Annotated in this window: 20 protein-coding genes; 9 read left to right on the top strand and 11 right to left on the bottom strand. The window is 73.0% G+C overall.

Going from position 1 to position 17,625, the window contains the following annotated elements; all coding sequences use genetic code 11:
- Positions 1–42 precede the first annotated feature (42 nt).
- The 6 genes from ACZ4U1_RS18935 to ACZ4U1_RS18910 form a co-directional block, all read right to left on the bottom strand.
- Entirely contained in the window at positions 43–714 is a 672-nt protein-coding gene (locus tag ACZ4U1_RS18935) for a hypothetical protein (RefSeq protein WP_467904518.1), read from the bottom strand.
- On the bottom strand, positions 711–1,241 hold the full coding sequence (locus ACZ4U1_RS18930) for a zinc metalloprotease (protein ID WP_467904516.1): 531 nt from the start codon (positions 1,239–1,241) through the stop codon (positions 711–713). Before ACZ4U1_RS18930 ends, ACZ4U1_RS18935 begins: the two co-directional genes overlap by 4 nt.
- A gap of 333 nt (positions 1,242–1,574) precedes the next feature.
- A complete protein-coding gene (locus tag ACZ4U1_RS18925; RefSeq protein ID WP_467904514.1) occupies positions 1,575–2,165 on the bottom strand; it encodes a transglutaminase-like domain-containing protein in 591 nt (196 codons plus the stop codon).
- 90 nt (positions 2,166–2,255) lie between these two features.
- Positions 2,256–3,326 carry a threonine aldolase family protein gene (locus ACZ4U1_RS18920; protein WP_467904512.1) on the bottom strand — a complete coding sequence of 357 codons (1,071 nt, stop codon included), beginning with the start codon at positions 3,324–3,326 and terminating at the stop codon, positions 2,256–2,258.
- On the bottom strand, positions 3,323–4,114 hold the full coding sequence (locus ACZ4U1_RS18915; RefSeq protein WP_467904510.1) for an SDR family NAD(P)-dependent oxidoreductase: 792 nt from the start codon (positions 4,112–4,114) through the stop codon (positions 3,323–3,325). Before ACZ4U1_RS18915 ends, ACZ4U1_RS18920 begins: the two co-directional genes overlap by 4 nt.
- A complete protein-coding gene (locus ACZ4U1_RS18910) occupies positions 4,111–5,508 on the bottom strand; it encodes a DUF6421 family protein (protein ID WP_467904508.1) in 1,398 nt (465 codons plus the stop codon). Before ACZ4U1_RS18910 ends, ACZ4U1_RS18915 begins: the two co-directional genes overlap by 4 nt.
- 403 nt (positions 5,509–5,911) lie before the next feature.
- Between ACZ4U1_RS18910 and ACZ4U1_RS18905 the strand changes: the two genes are divergently transcribed.
- The gene (locus ACZ4U1_RS18905; RefSeq protein WP_467904506.1) at positions 5,912–6,595 is read left to right on the top strand and encodes a glycerophosphodiester phosphodiesterase; all 684 of its coding nucleotides are present in this window, start codon (positions 5,912–5,914) and stop codon (positions 6,593–6,595) included.
- 40 nt (positions 6,596–6,635) lie between these two features.
- Here ACZ4U1_RS18905 and ACZ4U1_RS18900 read toward each other — a convergent pair whose 3' ends face one another.
- Positions 6,636–7,175 carry a GNAT family N-acetyltransferase gene (locus ACZ4U1_RS18900; RefSeq protein WP_467904504.1) on the bottom strand — a complete coding sequence of 180 codons (540 nt, stop codon included), beginning with the start codon at positions 7,173–7,175 and terminating at the stop codon, positions 6,636–6,638.
- 70 nt (positions 7,176–7,245) lie between these two features.
- Between ACZ4U1_RS18900 and ACZ4U1_RS18895 the strand changes: the two genes are divergently transcribed.
- The gene (locus ACZ4U1_RS18895) at positions 7,246–7,638 is read left to right on the top strand and encodes a VOC family protein (RefSeq protein ID WP_467904502.1); all 393 of its coding nucleotides are present in this window, start codon (positions 7,246–7,248) and stop codon (positions 7,636–7,638) included.
- 615 nt (positions 7,639–8,253) lie between these two features.
- Here ACZ4U1_RS18895 and ACZ4U1_RS18890 read toward each other — a convergent pair.
- Positions 8,254–9,162, bottom strand: coding sequence for an N-acetyltransferase (locus tag ACZ4U1_RS18890; RefSeq protein ID WP_467904500.1), 909 nt, complete (start codon positions 9,160–9,162; stop codon positions 8,254–8,256).
- A gap of 189 nt (positions 9,163–9,351) precedes the next feature.
- Here ACZ4U1_RS18890 and ACZ4U1_RS18885 point away from each other — a divergent pair, with 189 nt between their 5' ends.
- Both ACZ4U1_RS18885 and ACZ4U1_RS18880 read left to right on the top strand, forming a co-directional pair.
- A complete protein-coding gene (locus tag ACZ4U1_RS18885) occupies positions 9,352–9,531 on the top strand; it encodes a hypothetical protein (protein WP_467904499.1) in 180 nt (59 codons plus the stop codon).
- Between the two features lie 71 nt (positions 9,532–9,602).
- A complete protein-coding gene (locus tag ACZ4U1_RS18880; protein ID WP_467904497.1) occupies positions 9,603–10,655 on the top strand; it encodes an aldo/keto reductase in 1,053 nt (350 codons plus the stop codon).
- Between the two features lie 9 nt (positions 10,656–10,664).
- Here the strand turns inward: ACZ4U1_RS18880 and ACZ4U1_RS18875 are convergent, their stop codons facing one another.
- Together ACZ4U1_RS18875 and ACZ4U1_RS18870 are read right to left on the bottom strand one after the other, a co-directional pair.
- Entirely contained in the window at positions 10,665–11,246 is a 582-nt protein-coding gene (locus tag ACZ4U1_RS18875; protein WP_467904496.1) for a MarR family winged helix-turn-helix transcriptional regulator, read from the bottom strand.
- Positions 11,243–12,934 (bottom strand): FUSC family protein, encoded by a 1,692-nt coding sequence (locus ACZ4U1_RS18870; protein WP_467904495.1) that lies wholly within the window; start codon positions 12,932–12,934, stop codon positions 11,243–11,245. Before ACZ4U1_RS18870 ends, ACZ4U1_RS18875 begins: the two co-directional genes overlap by 4 nt.
- A gap of 174 nt (positions 12,935–13,108) precedes the next feature.
- Here ACZ4U1_RS18870 and ACZ4U1_RS18865 point away from each other — a divergent pair, with 174 nt between their 5' ends.
- The 5 genes from ACZ4U1_RS18865 (at position 13,109) to ACZ4U1_RS18845 (ending at position 16,965) form a co-directional block, all read left to right on the top strand.
- Positions 13,109–13,660, top strand: coding sequence for a DUF5134 domain-containing protein (locus ACZ4U1_RS18865; protein ID WP_467904742.1), 552 nt, complete (start codon positions 13,109–13,111; stop codon positions 13,658–13,660).
- Between the two features lie 90 nt (positions 13,661–13,750).
- A complete protein-coding gene (locus ACZ4U1_RS18860; RefSeq protein WP_467904493.1) occupies positions 13,751–14,686 on the top strand; it encodes a M56 family metallopeptidase in 936 nt (311 codons plus the stop codon).
- 56 nt (positions 14,687–14,742) lie between these two features.
- On the top strand, positions 14,743–15,450 hold the full coding sequence (locus tag ACZ4U1_RS18855; protein WP_467904491.1) for a phosphatase PAP2 family protein: 708 nt from the start codon (positions 14,743–14,745) through the stop codon (positions 15,448–15,450).
- A 10-nt stretch (positions 15,451–15,460) separates the two neighbouring features.
- The gene (locus ACZ4U1_RS18850) at positions 15,461–16,150 is read left to right on the top strand and encodes an HAD family hydrolase (RefSeq protein ID WP_467904490.1); all 690 of its coding nucleotides are present in this window, start codon (positions 15,461–15,463) and stop codon (positions 16,148–16,150) included.
- Between the two features lie 146 nt (positions 16,151–16,296).
- Complete coding sequence (locus ACZ4U1_RS18845; protein WP_467904489.1) at positions 16,297–16,965, top strand: TetR/AcrR family transcriptional regulator; 669 nt, start codon at positions 16,297–16,299, stop codon at positions 16,963–16,965.
- Between the two features lie 4 nt (positions 16,966–16,969).
- On the opposite strand, the gene ACZ4U1_RS18840 is transcribed toward ACZ4U1_RS18845, so the two are convergent.
- Entirely contained in the window at positions 16,970–17,569 is a 600-nt protein-coding gene (locus tag ACZ4U1_RS18840) for a DUF6214 family protein (RefSeq protein ID WP_467904488.1), read from the bottom strand.
- Positions 17,570–17,625: the final 56 nt, after the last annotated feature.

Here is a 17,625-nt window from a genome sequence, read left to right as displayed (position 1 = left end):
CGATCCCGTGGCGCACCGGCCGGTGTGGTGCGTGCGGTGTGCTCAGCGCGCGTTCCTGGCGATCCGGCCGGCCTTGGCGGCCAGCTGGTCGACCTTGCCCGCGTCGGCGAAGCCGCCGACCGACACGGCCTTGACCGTGCCGTCCGACTTCACCGTGTAGAGCGCCTGCTCCGGGTTGAGCAGGTCGTACGGGCTCTTGCCGTGGGCGGCGAGCATCAGCACGTACTTCTTCGCGCCCTTGGCGAGCAGGGTGGTGTCCGTCTCCTGGTACGCCACACCCTTGTAGGTGCCGCCGAGCTGGCTGACCTCGATGGTGTCGCCGACGGAGACCTTCCCGGAGAGGGTCCGGGTGACCTTCACCTTGGAGACGGTGACGACGACCGGGTTGGCCTCCGCCTCCTTCTTGGCCTCCTTGGCCTCGGCGGGCGACAGGCCGGCCTGCGGGTTGGTGGCGGGGTCGTCGCCGGCGGGCGCGTCGGGCAGCACCTGCTGCACCCGGCTGCTGACCACGGTGCCCTCGACGACGGCGTCGGACTGCTTGATGACGTCGTCCAGCGAGGAGTACGCCGGGTAGTCCGCGTGGTAGGTGACGGTGTCCGAAGCCGCCCCGGACCCGGCCCCCTTCGTGGAGGTGCCGTCCGCGGAGCAGCCGACGGCGGCGAACGCGGCGAGCACCGCCGACCCGGTGATGAGAATGTTCCGTCTCACGTTCATCGGTAGATCCTCTTCACCTCGGACTTGTCGTACGGCTGCGGCGTCTGCACCCTCGAGCGGTCGCGGCTGTGCTTCATCAGCGAGACCTTGCTCGTGTTCGGGTTGTCGGCGAGGCTGAGCGCGTGCCCCAGTTCGTGGGTGCTGGTGCTGCGCACCCACTTGTCGTACTTGGGGATGTTCCCGGTGTCCCGCCACAGGGTGCGGGCGTTGACCTTGATCTGGAAGGACCGGTGCGCCCGCGTTCCGGAGGGCGCGTACAGGCCGTACCAGCTCTGGTTGTAGTTGCCGGCGGTGAAGCTGGGCTTGGCGCTGGACTTGCGCTTGATGCTCGCCCCGACACCGGCGTTGTTCCAGTTGCCGCGGGCGGTGTCGAAGTACTTCACCCACTCGCTGTTGATGCCGACGGTCTTGACGCTGAACGACCGTGTGGGCATGCCCCCGCTGTAGTACGTCGCCTGGGCGGGCGCCGAGACGGCCAGCGTGCCCGCGACGGCCAGCGCGGCGGACGTGCTCAGGCCGAGTGACACTCGTGCGATTCTTCGATTCAACTGTTCTCCCCGTGAATTGAGCAGGCGGCACGGCCGGGTACGGACCCGGATCTCTCCACGGTCGGCGCAGCGTGATACATCCACGTCCTGGATGTCAGGTCGCGGAAAGGACGCGAAAGGAATGGGGACGCGGAAGGTCGACGCGCCCCGGAAAATGCTGATTTCCCCCTTGTGAATCCCCCGTTGACCGGCTGCACCGTGATGCCGCCTGTGATCGGGACCCAGCCTCACAGGGCGGTACGGGCCTCGGCATCCGCCTCAAGGAGGAGAAGGATCCTCCTACTTGAGGGCGATGCGTCAATCGGCAGGCGGTCAAAGGGAGTTGGGGAGCGTCTTCCACAGGTGCGGCCGGTCGTGGGCCGCGCGCAGGGCGGCGAGGACGACCGGGTGCGGTGCGGCGTACAGGAGCGGATGGTCGAGCTCGCCGGCCGCGGGGTCGGGGACCCAGGCGAGCCGCTCGCCGTCCAGGGAGAACCGCGCGTCGACGCCCGGTTTGTTGCCGCGCGGGTCCTGCCGGTGCCACGCCCCGTGGAAGCGGACGGCGACCAGGCCGTGGACGGCGTGGCCGCCCTCGTCGTCGGTGAGGCGCTGGTAGCACAGCGCGGTCGGGATGTCCTCGGCCCGCAGCAGCGCGGCGAGGGCATGGGACTTGGCGTGGCATACGCCGGTGCGCAGGGCCAGGACGTCGGAGGCGCGCCAGGTGACGCGGAGGTCGCCGGAGTCCTGTGAGTGCGGGATCGCGTCCCGGACGAACTCGAAGGCGGCCCGTGCATATTCATACGAGTCCGAGGCCTCGGCGGCCAGGCGGGCGGCGGTCTCCCGGACCACCGGATGGTGGTGGTCGATGGCCTCGTCGGCGGCGAGATAGGCAGACAGGTCGGCGGTGTTCTGGATCAGCTGCATGCCCGCAGAGCATAGGAATGCGGCCACCCGAGCGTCAATGACTTTTCAGGTAACCGCATAACTATGCAGAGCTTGGGGTGTGGCCGCGGTTCAGCGGGCCATTTCCTCCTTGAGTGCCGCCACGAACAGGTCGACGTCCTCCTCCGTGGTGTCGAAGGAGCACATCCAGCGCACCACGCCGGCGGCCTCGTCCCAGAAGTAGAACCGGAACCGCTTCTGCAGGCGCTCGCTCACGTCGTGCGGCAGCTTGGCGAAGACGCCGTTGGCCTGCACCGGGTAGAGGATCTCCACACCGTGGACCGCGCGGACGCCCTCGGCGAGCCGCTGGGCCATCTCGTTGGCGTGGCGGGCGTTGCGCAGCCACAGGTCCTTGGCGAGGAGGGCCTCCAGCTGCACGGAGACGAAGCGCATCTTGGAGGCCAGCTGCATCGACGTCTTCCGCAGGTGCTTCATCTTCCGCACCGCGTCCTGGTTGATCACGACGACGGCCTCGCCGAACAGCGCGCCGTTCTTCGTCCCGCCCAGGGAGAGGATGTCGACACCGACCGCGTTGGTGAACGTCCGCATGGGCACGTTCAGCGAGGCGGCGGCGTTCGCTATCCGGGAGCCGTCCAGGTGCACCTTCATGCCGTGCGCGTGGGCGTGCTCGCAGATCGCGCGGATCTCCTCGGGCGTGTAGAGAGTGCCCAGCTCGGTGGACTGGGTGATCGACACGACCTGCGGCATCGCGCGGTGCTCGTCCTCCCAGCCCCAGGCCTGCTTGTCGATCAGCTCGGGCGTGAGCTTGCCGTCGGCCGTGGGCACGGTGAGCAGCTTGAGGCCGCCCATGCGCTCGGGGGCGCCGCCCTCGTCCACGTTGATGTGCGCGCTCTCGGCGCAGATCACCGCGCCCCAGCGGTCGGTGACCGCCTGGAGCGCGACGACGTTCGCGCCGGTGCCGTTGAAGACCGGGAAGGCCTCCGCCGTCGCACCGAAGTGGCTGCGGATGATCCCCTGGAGGTTCTCGGTGTAGTCGTCCTCGCCGTACGCCACCTGATGGCCGCCGTTGGCCAGGGCCAGGGCGGCCAGCACCTCGGGGTGGGCTCCGGCGTAGTTGTCACTGGCGAAACCGCGGACCTGCGGGTCGTGATGGCGACGCGCGTCGGTCTTGGGAGGGTTCACGGCTTCTCGGTCAGCCACAGACGGTTTCCGTTCACTTCTGCGGCGGGCTTGCTCCAGACGCCCTCGATGGCCTCGGCCAGGTCCTTGACGTCCGTGAAGCCCGCGAACTTCGCGTTGGGGCGTTCGGCGCGCATCGCGTCGTGCACCAGCGCCTTCACCACCAGGATGGCAGCCGCCGAGTGCGGGCCCTGCTCGCCCCCCGCCTTGCGGAAGCCGTCCGCCATGGCGAGCGTCCACGCCTCGGCCGCGGCCTTGGCCGCGGAGTACGCCGCGTTGCCCGCCGTAGGCTTCGACGCGCCGGCGGCGCTGATGAGCACGTACCGGCCGCGGTCGCTGCGCTGCAGGGCGTCGAAGAAGGCGAGCGAGGTGTGCTGGACGGTGCGGACGAGCAGCTTCTCCAGCAGGTCCCAGTCGGCCAGGTCGGTCTCGGCGAAGGTCGCGCTGCCGCGCCAGCCGCCCACGAGGTGGACCAGGCCGTCGATCCGGCCGTGCTCCTTCTCGATGCGCGCGGCCCAGTCACGGGCCGAGCGCAGGTCGAGCAGGTCGACGGTCTCGCCGGTGACGACGGCGCCGCCGCGGGCGTAGCGGGCCGCGTCGACGGACTCGGCGAGGCGCTCCGGGTTGTTGTCGGCGCCGACCACGACCGCGCCCGCCTCGGCGAGCCGGACCAGGGTCGCGTGCCCGGCGGGTCCGCCCGCGCCGGCCACCGCGATCACCGCACCACTGAGAGACCCGTTGTTCGCCACGTTCTTCCCCTCTTGAACAGTGTTGTGGACGCGGTCGCTCACGCGGCGATCCGCTCGGCGGCGTCCGCCGTGATGCCCTTCGTGGAGGCGATCACGTTCTTCAGCTTCTTGGACAGCGCCTCATAGAACATGCTCAGCGGAAACTCGTCCGGAAGCACGTCGTCCACGAGCTTGCGCGGGGGCTGGGTCAGGTCGAGGGCGTCCGGCCCCTTGGCCCACTTGGAGCCGGGGTGCGGGGCGAGGTAGGTGGAGACCAGCTCGTAGCCGGCGAACCAGTGCACCAGCTTCGGGCGGTCGATGCCGTCCTTGTAGAGCTTCTCGATCTCGGCGCACAGCTGGTTGGTGACCTGCGGGGCGCGCTCCCAGTCGATGGAGAGCTTGTTGTCGGTCCAGCGGACGACGTCGTGCTTGTGCAGGTAGGCGAAGAGCAGCTGGCCGCCGAGGCCGTCGTAGTTGCGGTTGCGGTCACCGGTGACCGGGAAGCGGAACATCCGGTCGAAGAGCACCGCGTACTGCACGTCACGGGCCTGCGGGACGCCGTCCGCCTGGAGCTTCACGGCCTCCTTGAAGGCGGTGAGGTCACAGCGCAGCTCCTCCAGGCCGTACATCCAGAACGGCTGGCGCTGCTTGATCATGAACGGGTCGAACGGCAGGTCGCCGTGGCTGTGGGTGCGGTCGTGGACCATGTCCCACAGGACGAAGGCCTCCTCGCAGCGCTTCTGGTCGTGGACCATCGCGGCGATGTCCTCGGGCAGCTCCAGGCCCAGGATCTCCACCGCGGCCTCGGTCACGCGGCGGAAGCGGGCGGCCTCGCGGTCACAGAAGATGCCACCCCAGGAGAAACGTTCCGGCGCCTCGCGGACGGCGATCGTCTCCGGGAAGAGCACCGCGGAGTTGGTGTCGTAGCCCGAGGTGAAGTCCTCGAAGGTGATGCCGCAGAACAGCGGGTTGTCGTAGCGGGTGCGCTCCAGCTCGGCCAGCCACTCCGGCCAGACCATGCGCAGCACGACCGCCTCCAGGTTGCGGTCCGGGTTGCCGTTCTGCGTGTACATCGGGAAGACGACCAGGTGCTGCAGGCCGTCCGCGCGGTTGGCGGCGGGCTGGAAGGCCAGCAGGGAGTCCAGGAAGTCCGGCACCTGGAAGCCGCCCTCGGCCCAGCGGCGCAGGTCCTTCACGAGCGCCTCGTGGTAGGCGCCGTCGTGCGGGAGGAGCGGGGAGAGCTGCTCGACCGCGTCCACGACGCGCTCGACGGCCGCCACGGCGTCGGCCCGCTCGGGGGCGCCCTCGGCGTCGAAGTCGATCGATCCGTCCTTCGACTGCCATGGCCGGATCTGCTCCACGGCATTCTTGAGCACAGGCCAAGCCGGGTGCTCAACCACCCTGGTCAGCGAAGGAACCTGTCCCTCCGCACCCGCCTGCACAAGAATTTCCGTCATGTCCCATCCTCCACGGGAGAACCTCGCGTATGGACACCGTATGCATACCCGGTTTCTCTCAGCAAGAGCATGGTCCGGAAATTTTTCTGTCCATCACCTTGGTCACCGATGTTTTTCCTGCCGTCCACCGTGACGACGCTCACTTCCACTCGACGGCGCCGGCCTTCCACGGGCAGCCGCCGGGTCGGTCAAGGGAGGGGGGACTCGCCCACGGGAGAGTGACGGCGCAGGCGGGTACCGGCCAACTGGCGCCCGCCCCGCACCCCGAATGCCCCACGCAGCCGCGGGTTCAACGGACGGCCCGGCCACTAGGCTGCGGCCTTGCCGCGTGGACGACGAGGTCCGGTACGGGGGCGTCGGTCCGCGCGTCGCCGAGCCGCCGTCGACGGAAGCGAGTCGAACCTTGAACTTCCTTACCATCGGTCACCGCGGTGTCATGGGCGTCGAGCCCGAGAACACCCTCCGTTCCTTCGTCGCCGCGCAGCGGGCCGGCCTCGACCTGATCGAACTCGATCTCCACCTGAGCAAGGACGGCGCCCTGGTCGTCATGCACGACGCAGAGGTCGACCGTACGACCGACGGCTCCGGGCCGATCGCCGACAAGACCCTCGCCGAGCTGCGCGCCCTGGACGCGGGCCGCGGGGAGCGGGTGCCGGTCTTCGAGGAGGTGCTGGACGCGGTGCAGACGCCCTTGCAGGCCGAGATCAAGGACGTGGCCGCGGCCCGGGCGCTGGCCGAGGTGATGCACGCCCGCGACCTGACCGCACGAGTGGAGGTGTCCTCGTTCCACGACGAGGCCGTCGCCGAGATCCGGCGGCTGGTGCCGGGGGTGCGCACCGCGCTGATCGCGAGCCGGTACGGCACCGACGTGGTGGACCGCGCCGTCGCCGTGGGTGCCGCGACCGTGTGTCTCAACATCCGCCGGCTCACCCTGGAGGTCGTCGAGCACGCGCGCGCGTCCGGGCTGCGGATCATCGGCTGGGTGGTCAACACGCAGGACCATCTGCGGCTGGTGCGCGCCCTGGAGCTGGACGGGGCGACGACCGACTACCCGGAGATCAAACGCACGGGCCGCTTCACCGCGTGACACGGCGCCCCGGGCGCGCGCCCGGACGCCCGCCTGAACGTCACACCAGCGGCTTGACCAGCAGCTCGAACCGCAGATCGGGGCGGAGCGGGATGCCGAAGCGCTCGTCGCCGTACGGGAAGGGCTGCGTCTTTCCCGTACGGCGGTAGCCGCGGCGCTCGTACCAGGCGATCAGGTCCTCCCGTACGGAGATCACCGTCATCCGCATCTCGGTGACTCCCCAGGTCTCCCGGGCCTGGCGCTCGGCCTCCGCCATGACGATCTTGCCGAGGCCGGTGCCCTGGAGCGTGGGGCTGACCGCGAACATGCCGAAGTAGGCGTGGTCGCCGCGGTGTTCCAGCTGACAGCAGGCGACGATACGGCCGTCCTGCTCGACGGTGAGCAGCCGGCTCTCGGAGCCCTTGATCACTTCCAGCACGCCCTGGGGGTCGGTCCGCTGCCCCTCCAGGATGTCCGCCTCGGTGGTCCATCCGGCCCGGCTGCTGTCTCCCCGGTACGCCGACTCGACCAGGGCGACGAGGGCGTCGACGTCCGCGTCGGTGGCGTCGCGGAAGGTCGGTCCGGTGGCGGGGGTGTCCATGGCTGGGTCTCCGATCTCGGGCGTGGCTGAGCCACGGACGAGGGTAACCCTGCCGCTAGGCTCCGCCTGCATGGTGCATGTACTCAGCAGCCGGATCCTGCTCCGGCCCACCGACCCCGAACGCTCCCGCGCCTTCTACGGCGAGCAGCTCGGGCTGTCCGTCTACCGGGAGTTCGGTACCGGTCCCGAGCGTGGCACGGTCTACTTCCTCGGCGGCGGTTTCCTGGAGCTGTCCGGGCGCTCCGAGGACCCTCCCTCGCCCGCGGTGCGGCTGTGGGTGCAGGTGGCGGACGTGTCGGCCGCGTGCGAGGAACTGCGGGCGCGGGGCGTGGAGATCGTACGGCCGCCGGTGCGGGAGCCGTGGGGCCTGGTCGAGATGTGGGTCGCCGACCCGGACGGCACCCCCATCGTGCTGGTGGAGGTCCCGGCGGACCATCCGCTGCGGTACCGGCCGGGCGTGTAGGGAGCCGGCCCGGCCCCGGAGGTCCGGCTCGGACGGCGCCGCCCCACTCGGCGAGGCGTACGGAGGCGGGCCGTCCGGAGTCGGGCCGTCCGGAGTCGGGCCGTCCGGAGTCGGGTCGTCCGGAGTCGGGTCGTCCGGAGGCGGGTCGGGGGCTGCGGGGCAGGACCGGACCGAAGAGCGGGCCGGGGCGTCCCGGACAGGGCCACACCCAAGAGTGGGCCGGGGCATCCCGGACACGGCCACACCCGAGACTGGGCCGGGGCATCCCGGACACGGCCACACCCGAGACTGGGCCGGGGCTTCCGGGGCGGGACCACACGGATGAGTCGCGCCGGGACTCCGGGGGGCGGACCACATCCGAGAGTCCGCCGGGACTCCCGGGAGCGGACACACTCAAGAGCCCGCCAGGACTCCCGGGAGCGGACACACCCAAAACCCCGCCAGGCCCCCCGGCACCGGACCACACCCAACACTCCGCCGGCAGTCCCCAGCAGGACCATGTCGAAAGGGGCCGGTCGGGCCGACTCGGCCGCGGCGAAAGGGGAGCGGGCGCCTCGCGGGCAGGTCGGCCGGGGTGGTGCCGTGCGCAGGCGTCGGCCCAGTCGGCGGGCGCGGTCAGCGGGGCCGGTGTTCCCAGCCGCGGTCCGTGCGGGTCAGTTCGTGGAAGCCGGCGTCGAGCAGGCGCCCGAGGGCGGCCTCGTCCTCGGCGCGTTCGAAGGCCAGCACACGGTCCGTCCCGCACAGCCGCAGCCAGTCGGCGGCGTGGCCCAGCAACCAGCGCTCCCAGCCCCGCTCCCGGTGCGCGGGTTCGACGTGCAGGTTGCCGATGTCGGCCAGGCCGGCACCGCGCGCGTGGCGTTCGGGGCGGACCAGGGAGGTGTCGGTCTCGACGAAGCCGACGGTGCCCGCGTCCGTGCGCGCGGTGAAGCGGGTGCCGCTCTCCCCCACCGTCCGCTCGACCGTGACGCCGGGGCGCGGCTCGGGACCCGGCAGGTCGGCCACGCGGGCGAGGAGGATCACCTCCGTGACCCCGGTGTGCCGGAAACCGGCGCGTTCGTAGACGGCCCGGACATGCGGCCAGGGGCGGGGCAGGCCGTAGACGACGGGGGCGGGAAGGTCTCCGGAGGCGCGCCGGACCCGGACCCGCCAGCGGGCCAGCCGGGCCAGGCAGGCGCCCATCAGCAGGTCGGCGGCCTGCTCGGTGTCCGGCCGGAAGGAGGCGGGCGGGTGCCAGAGGAACCAGTCGATGTCGCCGGCGTCCCGGTAGCACGGGCCGACCTCGTCGTCGGCGCGGTACCGCTTCAGATGGGCGGCCGCCAGGAGCTGCCCGCGGTCCTCGGCGACGAGGGTGACCCGCTCGCCCACCCACGGGTCGGTCACGAACTCGTCGGGCTCCCGCTCCAGCGCGCTGAGCACGGTGTTGACGGAGACGAAGACGCCGGGCACGACGGCGGCCACATGGGCGTTCACGAGGTCGGTCAGCTGGTCCCGGTCGTCGCGGCGGAAGGGGCGCACCTCGGGCATGGGTGACCTCCGGTCTCGGAAGGGATCGGGAAGGCCGCCGTGCGATGCGGTACGGCGCCGAGGGTACGCCCGTGCGGGCCGGCCGGGCCAGAGGTCCGGGATGGCCGGGGTTCTGCCCGGCAGGTGGGCCGGCCGGCGGGACCGTGCCGGGCGCCGGGCTGTGCGACGCGCCCCGGCGCGCTCGGCTGGGTGGAACCGGCGACCCGGGACACCGGCCGGGCCCGCGGCGCCGCGGCCGAGGTCGCGGCACGGGCGGGCGGTGCCGTCGTCATCGCTCCCGCGTCGGTGCCGGACGGCCCGAGCGTCGCGGTGCTGCGGGATCCGCGGGGAGCCGCGTGCGCGGTGCGGCGGGCGGGCGAGGCGGGCTGAGGAGCGGCTTGCCTTGGAGGGCGCTCCAGCTCCTAGCGTCGTACGCACCATCTGCTCGAAGGGAAGCACACGTGCGGTACACGCTGTTCGGACGGACCGGTCTGCGCGTCAGCGAGCTGGCGCTCGGCGCGATGACCATCGGTGAGGAAGCGGGCTGGGGTGCCGGCAAGGACACCAGCGCCCGGATCCTCGACACCTACGCCGACGCGGGCGGCAACTTCGTCGACACCGCGAACAACTACGCCTCGGGCAACTCCGAGCGGATCCTCGGCGAGCTGCTCGTCGGGCGCCGCGACCGGTTCGTGCTGGCGAGCAAGTACACCTGCGGCACCCGCGACGGCGACCCCAACTCCGCGGGCAACCACCGCCGGAACCTGGTGCGGTCGGTCGAGGAGAGCCTGCGGCGGCTCGGCACGGACCGGCTCGACGTGCTGTGGGTGCACGCCCGCGACAACTTCACCCCGGTCGAGGAGGTGATGCGCGCCCTGGACGACGTCGTGCGCTCCGGCAAGGTGCTCTATGTGGGCGTGTCGGACTGGCCGGCGTGGGAGATCGCCCAGGCCAACACCCTCGCCGAGCTGCGGGGTTGGACGTGTTTCGCGGGTTCGCAGCTGCGCTACAGCCTGCTGGAGCGCACCCCGGAGCGCGAACTCCTGCCGCAGGCCCGGGCCTTCGACCTCGCCGTGTTCGCCTGGGCGCCGCTGGCCGCGGGCAGGCTCACCGGGAAGTACCGGCGCGGGGAGCCGGGCCGGCTGGACACGGTCGGTGTGCGGCCGGAGGCGTGGGAGGAGGACGTCGTCAGCGCCGTCCTGGACATCGCCGAGTCGGGCGGCTGGAGTCCGGCCCAGGTGGCCCTGGCCTGGCTGCTGGGGCGGCCCGGGAACGTCGTACCGATCGTCTCGGCGACGAAGCCCGAGCAGCTCGCGGACAACCTGGCCGCCACCGGGGTACGGCTCGACGCCGACGCGGTGGCGCGCCTGGACGAGGTGAGCGCGGTCCCGCTCGGGTTCCCGCACGACTTCCTGCGCGAGCCTCCCATCACCCGCAATGTGTACGGCGACCGGTGGCAGGACATCGAGGACCGCCGCTCGACGTACCGCCGTACGGTGCACGACGTGCTGTAGCGCCCGCCCCTAAGCCCGCAGCGCGCCCGTCAGGCCTTCCAGGCGGCTGAGCAACTCGGCGAGCAGACCCGCCAGTTCGCCCTGGCCCTCCCGGTCGAGGACGGACAGCACGGCCGTCTCGTAGGCGAGTTGCTCGGGGAGGATCCCGTCGACCAGGTCGCGGCCGGCGTCGGTGAGGCGGAGGTGGGCGACGCGGCGGTCACGGGTGTCGCCGCGCCGTTCGACCAGGCCGCGCTCGGTCAGCTGTTTGACCCGCTTGGTGACGGCGGCCCCGGAGGAGAACGTCTCGCGGGCCAGCTCGCCCGGGGTCAGCTCGTGGCCGGTGCGGCGCAGCGCGCCGAGCAGGTCGAACTCGGCGCGGCTCAGCCCGGCCCGGCGCAGCGGGGCGTCCTCGGCCTGCTGGAGCAGGGCCGCGCAGCGGTTGATGCGGCCGATGACCTCCATGGGCCCGGTGTCCAGCTCGGGGTGGACGGCCCGCCACTGGCGGACGACGGCGGAGACGGTGTCGCCGCGCGCGGGGTCGGTGCCGGGCCCCGGCCGGGCACCGGCCGTGTCGCTTCCGGGCGTCGGTCCGCCGTTCGTCGCCGTCATGGCCGTATGTCCTCCGTCGTTCTGCCCGGGTCCCGGTCGCTGTCGTGCGCCGGGCCCTGGTCCGTGTCCCGGTCCGGCGGTACGAGCCCCTGGCGTCGTACCGTCGCCGCGAGCGTACGGTGTCCGGCCTGCTCGGTGAGCACGACCCGCTCCTCGGGCAGGGCGCGCTGCCACCACTCGCCGGAGGCGGCGTCGGCCGTGGCGCGCAGGTCGACGAGGGCGGCGGCGAGGCCGCGGCGGGCGGACTCCAGGGCCTGGGGGGACGGGTGCGGCTCGGCGAGCAGGCGGGCGGCGTTCTCCCGGGCCCGCTCGGCGGCGGTCAGCGCGTGCTCCAGGCGGTCGCCGGCGCGCCGGTTGGTGACGGCGACGGCGGTGACGAAGCCGACCAGGGCGCCGAGGAGGGTGTCCACGATCCGGTCGGTGATCAGCTCGGCCGGGTTCTGGGCGCGGGCGAACTCGGTGATGAGCAGGGCCATCGGGGTGACACAGACGCTGCCCAGCCAGTAGTTGCGGCCGATGAGCGCCTCGGCGCCGAAGTTGAGGGCGAGCGAGCACAGCACCAGGGCGGCCGGGTGCAGATGGGCGAGCGGGGCGAGGGCGGCGAAGAGGAGGACGCCGACGAGGTTGCCGACGACCCGCTGCACGCCCCGGCTCCAGGTGAGGGTGACGTTGGCCTGGTAGAGGGAGGCGGCGGTGACCAGCGCCCAGTAGGGGCGGCCGACGCCGAGCGCGAGGGCCGCGTATCCGGCGAGGGCGCAGCCGAGCGCGGTGCGTACGGCGAGCGGGGCGAGGAGGGCGAGGCGGTGCCGGACCGGGAGGGCCTGGGCGGCGGCCACGCCGAGCAGTTCGTCGGCGTCCCCGCGCGGCGGCTCGACGCGCGGGATCCGGCCGGTGCCGCGCAGGTCGCGGGCCCAGGCGCGCAGCCGTGCGGGGTCGGCGTCGGCGGGTGCGGCGAGGGCGACCTCGGCGCGGACCAGGAGCTGTTCGAGGGCGCGCCGGGTGCGGTCGGGGCGGGCGCCGGCGGCGAGCAGTGACTGCCAGGCGGCGTGGATCGCGACGGCGCTCGCGGCCCGGGCCCGGGCGTGGCCGTCGGCGGTGCCGCGTGTGTCGGCGTACGCGGCGGCGGCGTTCAGGGCCTGGGCGGTGGCGCGTCGCTCGGGGCCGTGCGGGCGGAGCAGCCCGGGCGCCATGCCGACCAGCCAGGCCCAGGCGCCGGCGGCGAGGGCCAGCCCGAGGTGGCCGGGGAGCCCGCCCAGCGTCTGCGGGGCGAAGAGCGAGGCGGAGCTGATGAAGGTGAGGACCACGTTGCCGGGCGGTCCGATCCGGGTGGCGTCGCAGACGGTCTTCTGGACCGCCGCGAGGACGGCGCCGACGGTGACGAGGACGACGGCGTTCGTGGTGAGCGCCGCGGCGAGCAGGGCGACGGCGAGCCCGCCGATCATGCCGAGGACGACCCAGGCCAGGGCGCGGGCACGGGCGGCGTAGGGCCGGTTGTGGCCGTAGAGGGCGCACAGCGATCCGGCCATCGTGTACATCGCGAGGTCGAGGCGGCCGAGCGCGAGCAGGGTGAGGTTGGGCGGGGCGACCGCGGCGACCACGCTCAGCGCGGGTTTGAACCAGATGTCGGAGGGACGCCCCAGGCGGAGTACTCCGGCCAGGGGCAGACGGTGGGGGGTCGCACTGCTCATATCATCAATTTAACATGTGTTTTACTCGTGAAATATTTTGCGGCGGCGAGGGCGAGGGGGTCGTCACCCGCCGCGCTCCCCCGCATGCTCCCCGTGTACGCCCGTGCGCTCGCGTGCGCTCCGCCGGGCGTGGGCATCGCATCCCTCGACCGACCGTCGAGCGTGGAGGTGCGCGTGCACGGACCGGTGTCGACAGCCTGGCTGCTGGTGGCGCTGTGCGCGCTGACCGGCGCCTACTGCCTGCTGCGGATGCGCAGCGCCGTCGAGGAGCAGCGCCGGGCCGCGGGCGGCGAGGCGCTGATGGGGTTCGGCATGGCCACGATGGCCGTTCCGGCGGCGGTGTTCACGCCCCCGAGATGGGCGTGGCCGGTGTACGCGGCCGTGTTCGGCGCGGCGGCCCTGCGTGCGCTGTGGTCCGCGCGCGGCGGCCCGCACCATCTGCACCACCTGGTGGGCAGCGCCGCCATGGTCTACATGGCGGTGGCGATGGCCGCGTCCCCGCCCGCCGCCCACCCGGCGCACGGCGGCGCCGGCGTGCCGTTGCTGACCGGCGCGCTGCTGCTGTACTTCACGGGGTACGTGCTGCTCTCCGGCGCCCGTCTGGTGCCGGCCGGCACCGCGGCGGCCGGGACCGGCCCGACCCGCTGGGGCGACCGTCCCGAGCTGGCCCGGGCGTGCCGGCTGTCGATGGGGATCGGGATGGTGGCGATGCTGCTGACGATGTGACCGCCGGCCCCGGAAGGCTCGCGTTGCCTGCGTCACTTCGGCCCCGTGGACCGTACCGCTGAGCGGCTTCGCGCTCATAGGGTGCTGACCATGATGGTCCCCGTGACCCTGCTGCTGCTCGGCGCCCTGACCGCCGTCGTCGCCCCGCGGCTGCTCGCCCGGGCCGACTGGCCGGACCGCGAGCCGGTCGTCGCCCTCTGGGTGTGGCAGTGTGTCGTGGCGGCCGTCCTGTTGTGCTGCGCCCTGTCGATGACACTGAGCGCGGCGGCGGCCTGGCAGGCGGTGCGCGGGCATGTGTTCGCCAGCGCGCCGACCTCGGTCGTGGACGCGTACGCCCTCGGCGCGGCCGGTTCCTGGGCGGCGCCCACCGCCGTACTGCTCGCGTGCGGCGGCCTGTGGAACCTGGCGATGCTGGTCCGAGAGGTCGTACGGGCCCGGGCGGGGCGGCGCGGGAGACGCGACGAACTCCTGGTGCGGGCACCGCTGTTGCCGGGCGAGGAGCCGGCGGGCGGGCGGCTGGTGGTGCTGGAGGGCGACCGGCCCGACGCCTGGTGGCTGCCCGGCACGGCGCCTCGGCTGGTCATCACCACGGCCGCGCTGCGCCGCCTGAAGGGCCGTCAGCTGGACGCGCTCCTCGCGCACGAGCAGGGGCACGCGCAGGCCCGGCACGACTGGCTGCTGCACTGTTCGGCCGCGCTGGCGGGCGGCTTCCCGCAGGTCCCGGTGTTCGCGGCGTTCCGCGACGAGATGCACCGGCTGGTGGAGCTGGCCGCCGACGACATGGCGTCCCGGCGCTTCGGCCGGCTGACCACGGCCCTGGCCCTGGTCGAACTCAACGAGGAGCGGGGCGTGTTCGGGCCCTGTCCGACTCCGCAGGCGCATGTGCCGCAGCGCGTGCAACGGCTGCTGACGGCGCCGGACCGGCTTCCGGCGCTGCGCCGGCTGCGTCTGACGGCGACCGCCGCGCTGGTGCCCGTCGTCCCGGTCCTGGTGGCCCTGGTGCCCGGGCTGCGCGCGCTGGGCTGACCCCGCCCGCCGGTGGCTGCTTGGCCCCGGCCCGTCCCTTCCACAAAGATCGCCGCATGCGCCATCACCCCGCCGCTCCCCCGTCACCCGAACCGCCGGCGGTGCCCCGCACGGCCGCCCGAGTGGCCGCCGCCCTCGGCGCCGGCTTCCTGGTGCTGCTGGTCCTCGTGGCCCTGCGCTGGCACCCCCTGACCGCCCTGGACGGCGCCGTCTCCGACACCACACACCGCTGGGCGGTCCGCGACCGGGAGGTGACGCACGTCTTCCGGGTGCTCACCGACTGGGTGTGGGACCCGGTCACCATGCGTCTGCTGTGCGCGGCGGCGGCGCTGTGGCTCATCCGGCGGCGCTCGGCCTGGTGGACGGCGCTGTGGCTGGCGGTCACCTGCGCGGTGGCCACGGGCGTGCAGCAGTCGGTGAAGGCCGTCGTGGGCCGCCCCCGCCCGGTCTGGCGGGACCCCGTCGACTCCGCACACTACGCGGCCTTCCCGTCCGGTCACGCGATGACCGCCACCGTCGTCTGCGGCCTGCTGCTGTGGCTGCTGCACCGCTCCGGCCCGGGCCGCGCCCTGTGGCGTACGGCGGTGGCGGCGGCGCTCGTCTCCGTGGTGGGCGTCGGCGTGACCCGGGTGTGGCTGGGTGTCCACTGGCCCTCGGACGTGCTGGGCGGCTGGCTGTCCGGGGCGCTGCTGGTGGCGGTGGCGGTGCTGGTGTACGAGCGGCCACGCGGCCGGACCCGGCTGCCGCCGCGCCGGCGCGGGTAGAGTCCCGCGCATGGCTGCCGTGCTGTTCGACTTCTCCGGGACGCTGTTCCGCGTCGAGTCCACCGAGTCCTGGCTCCGCACGGTACTGGCCGAGACCGGCCACCTCCTCCCCGGACCCGAACTGGTCCGTGCCGCCCGCGAGCTGGAGGCGGCCGGCGCACTCCCCGGCGGCGCGGACCCGTTGGACCTGCCGGCGGACCTGGCGGACCTGCGGGCGGTACGGGACCGGAGCGCGGAGCTGCACCGGGCCGCCTACACGGGCCTGGCCCGCCGGGTGCCGCTCCCGGACCCCGGTCTGTACGACGCCCTGTACGACCGGCACATGTCCCCCGACGCCTGGACGCCGTACCCCGACGCCGAGAAGGTGCTGCGCGCCCTGCGCGACCGCGGGATCGGTATCGCCGTGGTCAGCAACATCGGCTGGGACCTGCGCCCGGTCTTCCGCGAGCACGGCTTCGACGCCTATGTGGACGCGTACGTCCTGTCGTACGAGCACGGTGTGCACAAGCCCGACCCCCGGCTGTTCTCGGTCGCCTGCGAGGCACTCGGCACGGATCCGCGGCAGGTGCTGATGGTCGGCGACAGCCGCACGGCGGACGGCGGCGCCACCGCCCTCGGCTGCCGGGTGCACTTCGTGGACCATCTGCCGGTGGAGCGACGCCCCGACGCGCTGCTGCCGGTGCTGGACCTGGTGGGCTGAGGCCCGGATGGTCCGGTGCCGTCCGTCCGGGACGCTCCCCCGCGTCGCCCCAGACGGACGGCTGTTCCGGGCGGGCCCCCGGCATGGGGGTGCCCCGATGCGTTGAGTATAGTTGGCTGGCAGCCAGTCAACGCAGGAGTTACAGGATGTCCCCGCGCAGCGCCTCGGTCAATGAAGAATTGCGGCGGCGTTCCCGGGAACGGCTGCTCCAGGCCGCCGTGGAGCTGGTCGGTGAACGCGGGTTCGAGGCCACCACGCTCGGCGACATCGCGGACCGGGCCGGTTCGGCGCGCGGACTGGTGTCGTACTACTTCCCCGGCAAGCGCCAGTTGGTGCAGTCCGCCGTGCACCGGCTGATGCACCGCACGCTGGAGGAGGCGCTGGAGCGCGAGCCGCGCACCGGGGACGGGCGGGAGCGGCTGGCCCGGGCCATCGACGCGATCCTGGGCCTGGCCCGGGACCGGCCCGTACTGATGCGCCAGCACATGGCGGGCCTGCTCCAGGCCGAGGGCTTCGTGCAGTGCCCGGAACAGCGCCGGCTCGCGGAGCTGCTGAGCGACACCGTCGCCCGGTACGGCGCGCAGAACGTCTCCGCCGACTACCCGATGCTGCGGTCCCTGTTGATGGGCGCGGTGTACTCGGCTCTGGTGCCGGGGGTGCCGATGCCGGTACCGGTGCTGCGGGCCGAGCTGTTCCAGCGGTACGGGCTGGACTGGGAGATGGGCGTGCCCCCGGAGAGCGAGCCGGAACCCGGGCCGGACCACGGGGATCTGTCCCGGTTCTTCGCCACGGAGGAGCGTCCGGGCGGTTCCTGACGGGTCAGCGGCGGGCGTGACGGGGGGTCAGGAGGCCCGCGTCCCGGGCCTGGGCGATCAGCCGCAGGGCGCGCCGGCGGCCGCGTCCGGTCGCGTTCATCACGGCGAGCACCGGGTCGGTGCCCTCGTCCTGGGCGGTCCGGTACTTCTGCGCGACGAGTCGACGGCCCTCCGTCCCACGCGGCCAGGCCTGCCTCGCGCGGCGCGGGCCCGGGTGGCCGGAATCCGGTTCGGGTCCGCCGGCCGCCGCGCACCGGGCGCCCGTACCGGTGTTGTCGCGCTCGCACCCCTCGCCCGGCTCCTCGCCACCGACGCCGCTCGCCTCCACTCCGCACGCCTCGGACAGCGGCCCCTCGAGCCAGTCGGCGAGCGCCGTCAGATCGGCGAGGGACAGGGGCGGCTGGGCCTTGACGTCCTCGATGGAGAGGCGTCCCGCGTGCACCACGGCGAGGGCGTCGACCCCGGCCCCGTCGGGGAAGGCCAGCCGGACGTGGAACCAGGACGTGGCGCCGCCGTGCTCCCGCACCTCCCACGCGGGCCGCACGGAGACCGCACCGTCCCCCGCGTTCCGGTCAGGAAGATTGAGAAAGGATGCTTCCAGCACACACGCAACGTATTGAAATGATCACAGCCCGCACCGACGGACACCGGCGGACACCC

The organism is Streptomyces sp. NPDC028928 (genome assembly GCF_055564915.1).
The sequence above is the reverse complement of the archived record's forward strand: the minus strand, read 5'-3'. Positions and strand labels throughout refer to the sequence as shown.

Coding starts and splice junctions, on each gene's coding strand:
- ACZ4U1_RS18870 (WP_467904495.1), bottom strand. CDS start 12,934: ATGAGCAGTGCGACCCCCCACCGTCTGCCCCTGGCCGGAGTACTCCGC.
- ACZ4U1_RS18910 (WP_467904508.1), bottom strand. CDS start 5,508: ATGACGGAAATTCTTGTGCAGGCGGGTGCGGAGGGACAGGTTCCTTCG.
- ACZ4U1_RS18900 (WP_467904504.1), bottom strand. CDS start 7,175: ATGGACACCCCCGCCACCGGACCGACCTTCCGCGACGCCACCGACGCG.
- ACZ4U1_RS18890 (WP_467904500.1), bottom strand. CDS start 9,162: ATGCCCGAGGTGCGCCCCTTCCGCCGCGACGACCGGGACCAGCTGACC.
- ACZ4U1_RS18895 (WP_467904502.1), top strand. CDS start 7,246: ATGGTGCATGTACTCAGCAGCCGGATCCTGCTCCGGCCCACCGACCCC.
- ACZ4U1_RS18875 (WP_467904496.1), bottom strand. CDS start 11,246: ATGACGGCGACGAACGGCGGACCGACGCCCGGAAGCGACACGGCCGGT.
- ACZ4U1_RS18935 (WP_467904518.1), bottom strand. CDS start 714: ATGAACGTGAGACGGAACATTCTCATCACCGGGTCGGCGGTGCTCGCC.
- ACZ4U1_RS18845 (WP_467904489.1), top strand. CDS start 16,297: ATGTCCCCGCGCAGCGCCTCGGTCAATGAAGAATTGCGGCGGCGTTCC.
- ACZ4U1_RS18855 (WP_467904491.1), top strand. CDS start 14,743: ATGCGCCATCACCCCGCCGCTCCCCCGTCACCCGAACCGCCGGCGGTG.
- ACZ4U1_RS18925 (WP_467904514.1), bottom strand. CDS start 2,165: ATGCAGCTGATCCAGAACACCGCCGACCTGTCTGCCTATCTCGCCGCC.
- ACZ4U1_RS18850 (WP_467904490.1), top strand. CDS start 15,461: ATGGCTGCCGTGCTGTTCGACTTCTCCGGGACGCTGTTCCGCGTCGAG.
- ACZ4U1_RS18860 (WP_467904493.1), top strand. CDS start 13,751: ATGATGGTCCCCGTGACCCTGCTGCTGCTCGGCGCCCTGACCGCCGTC.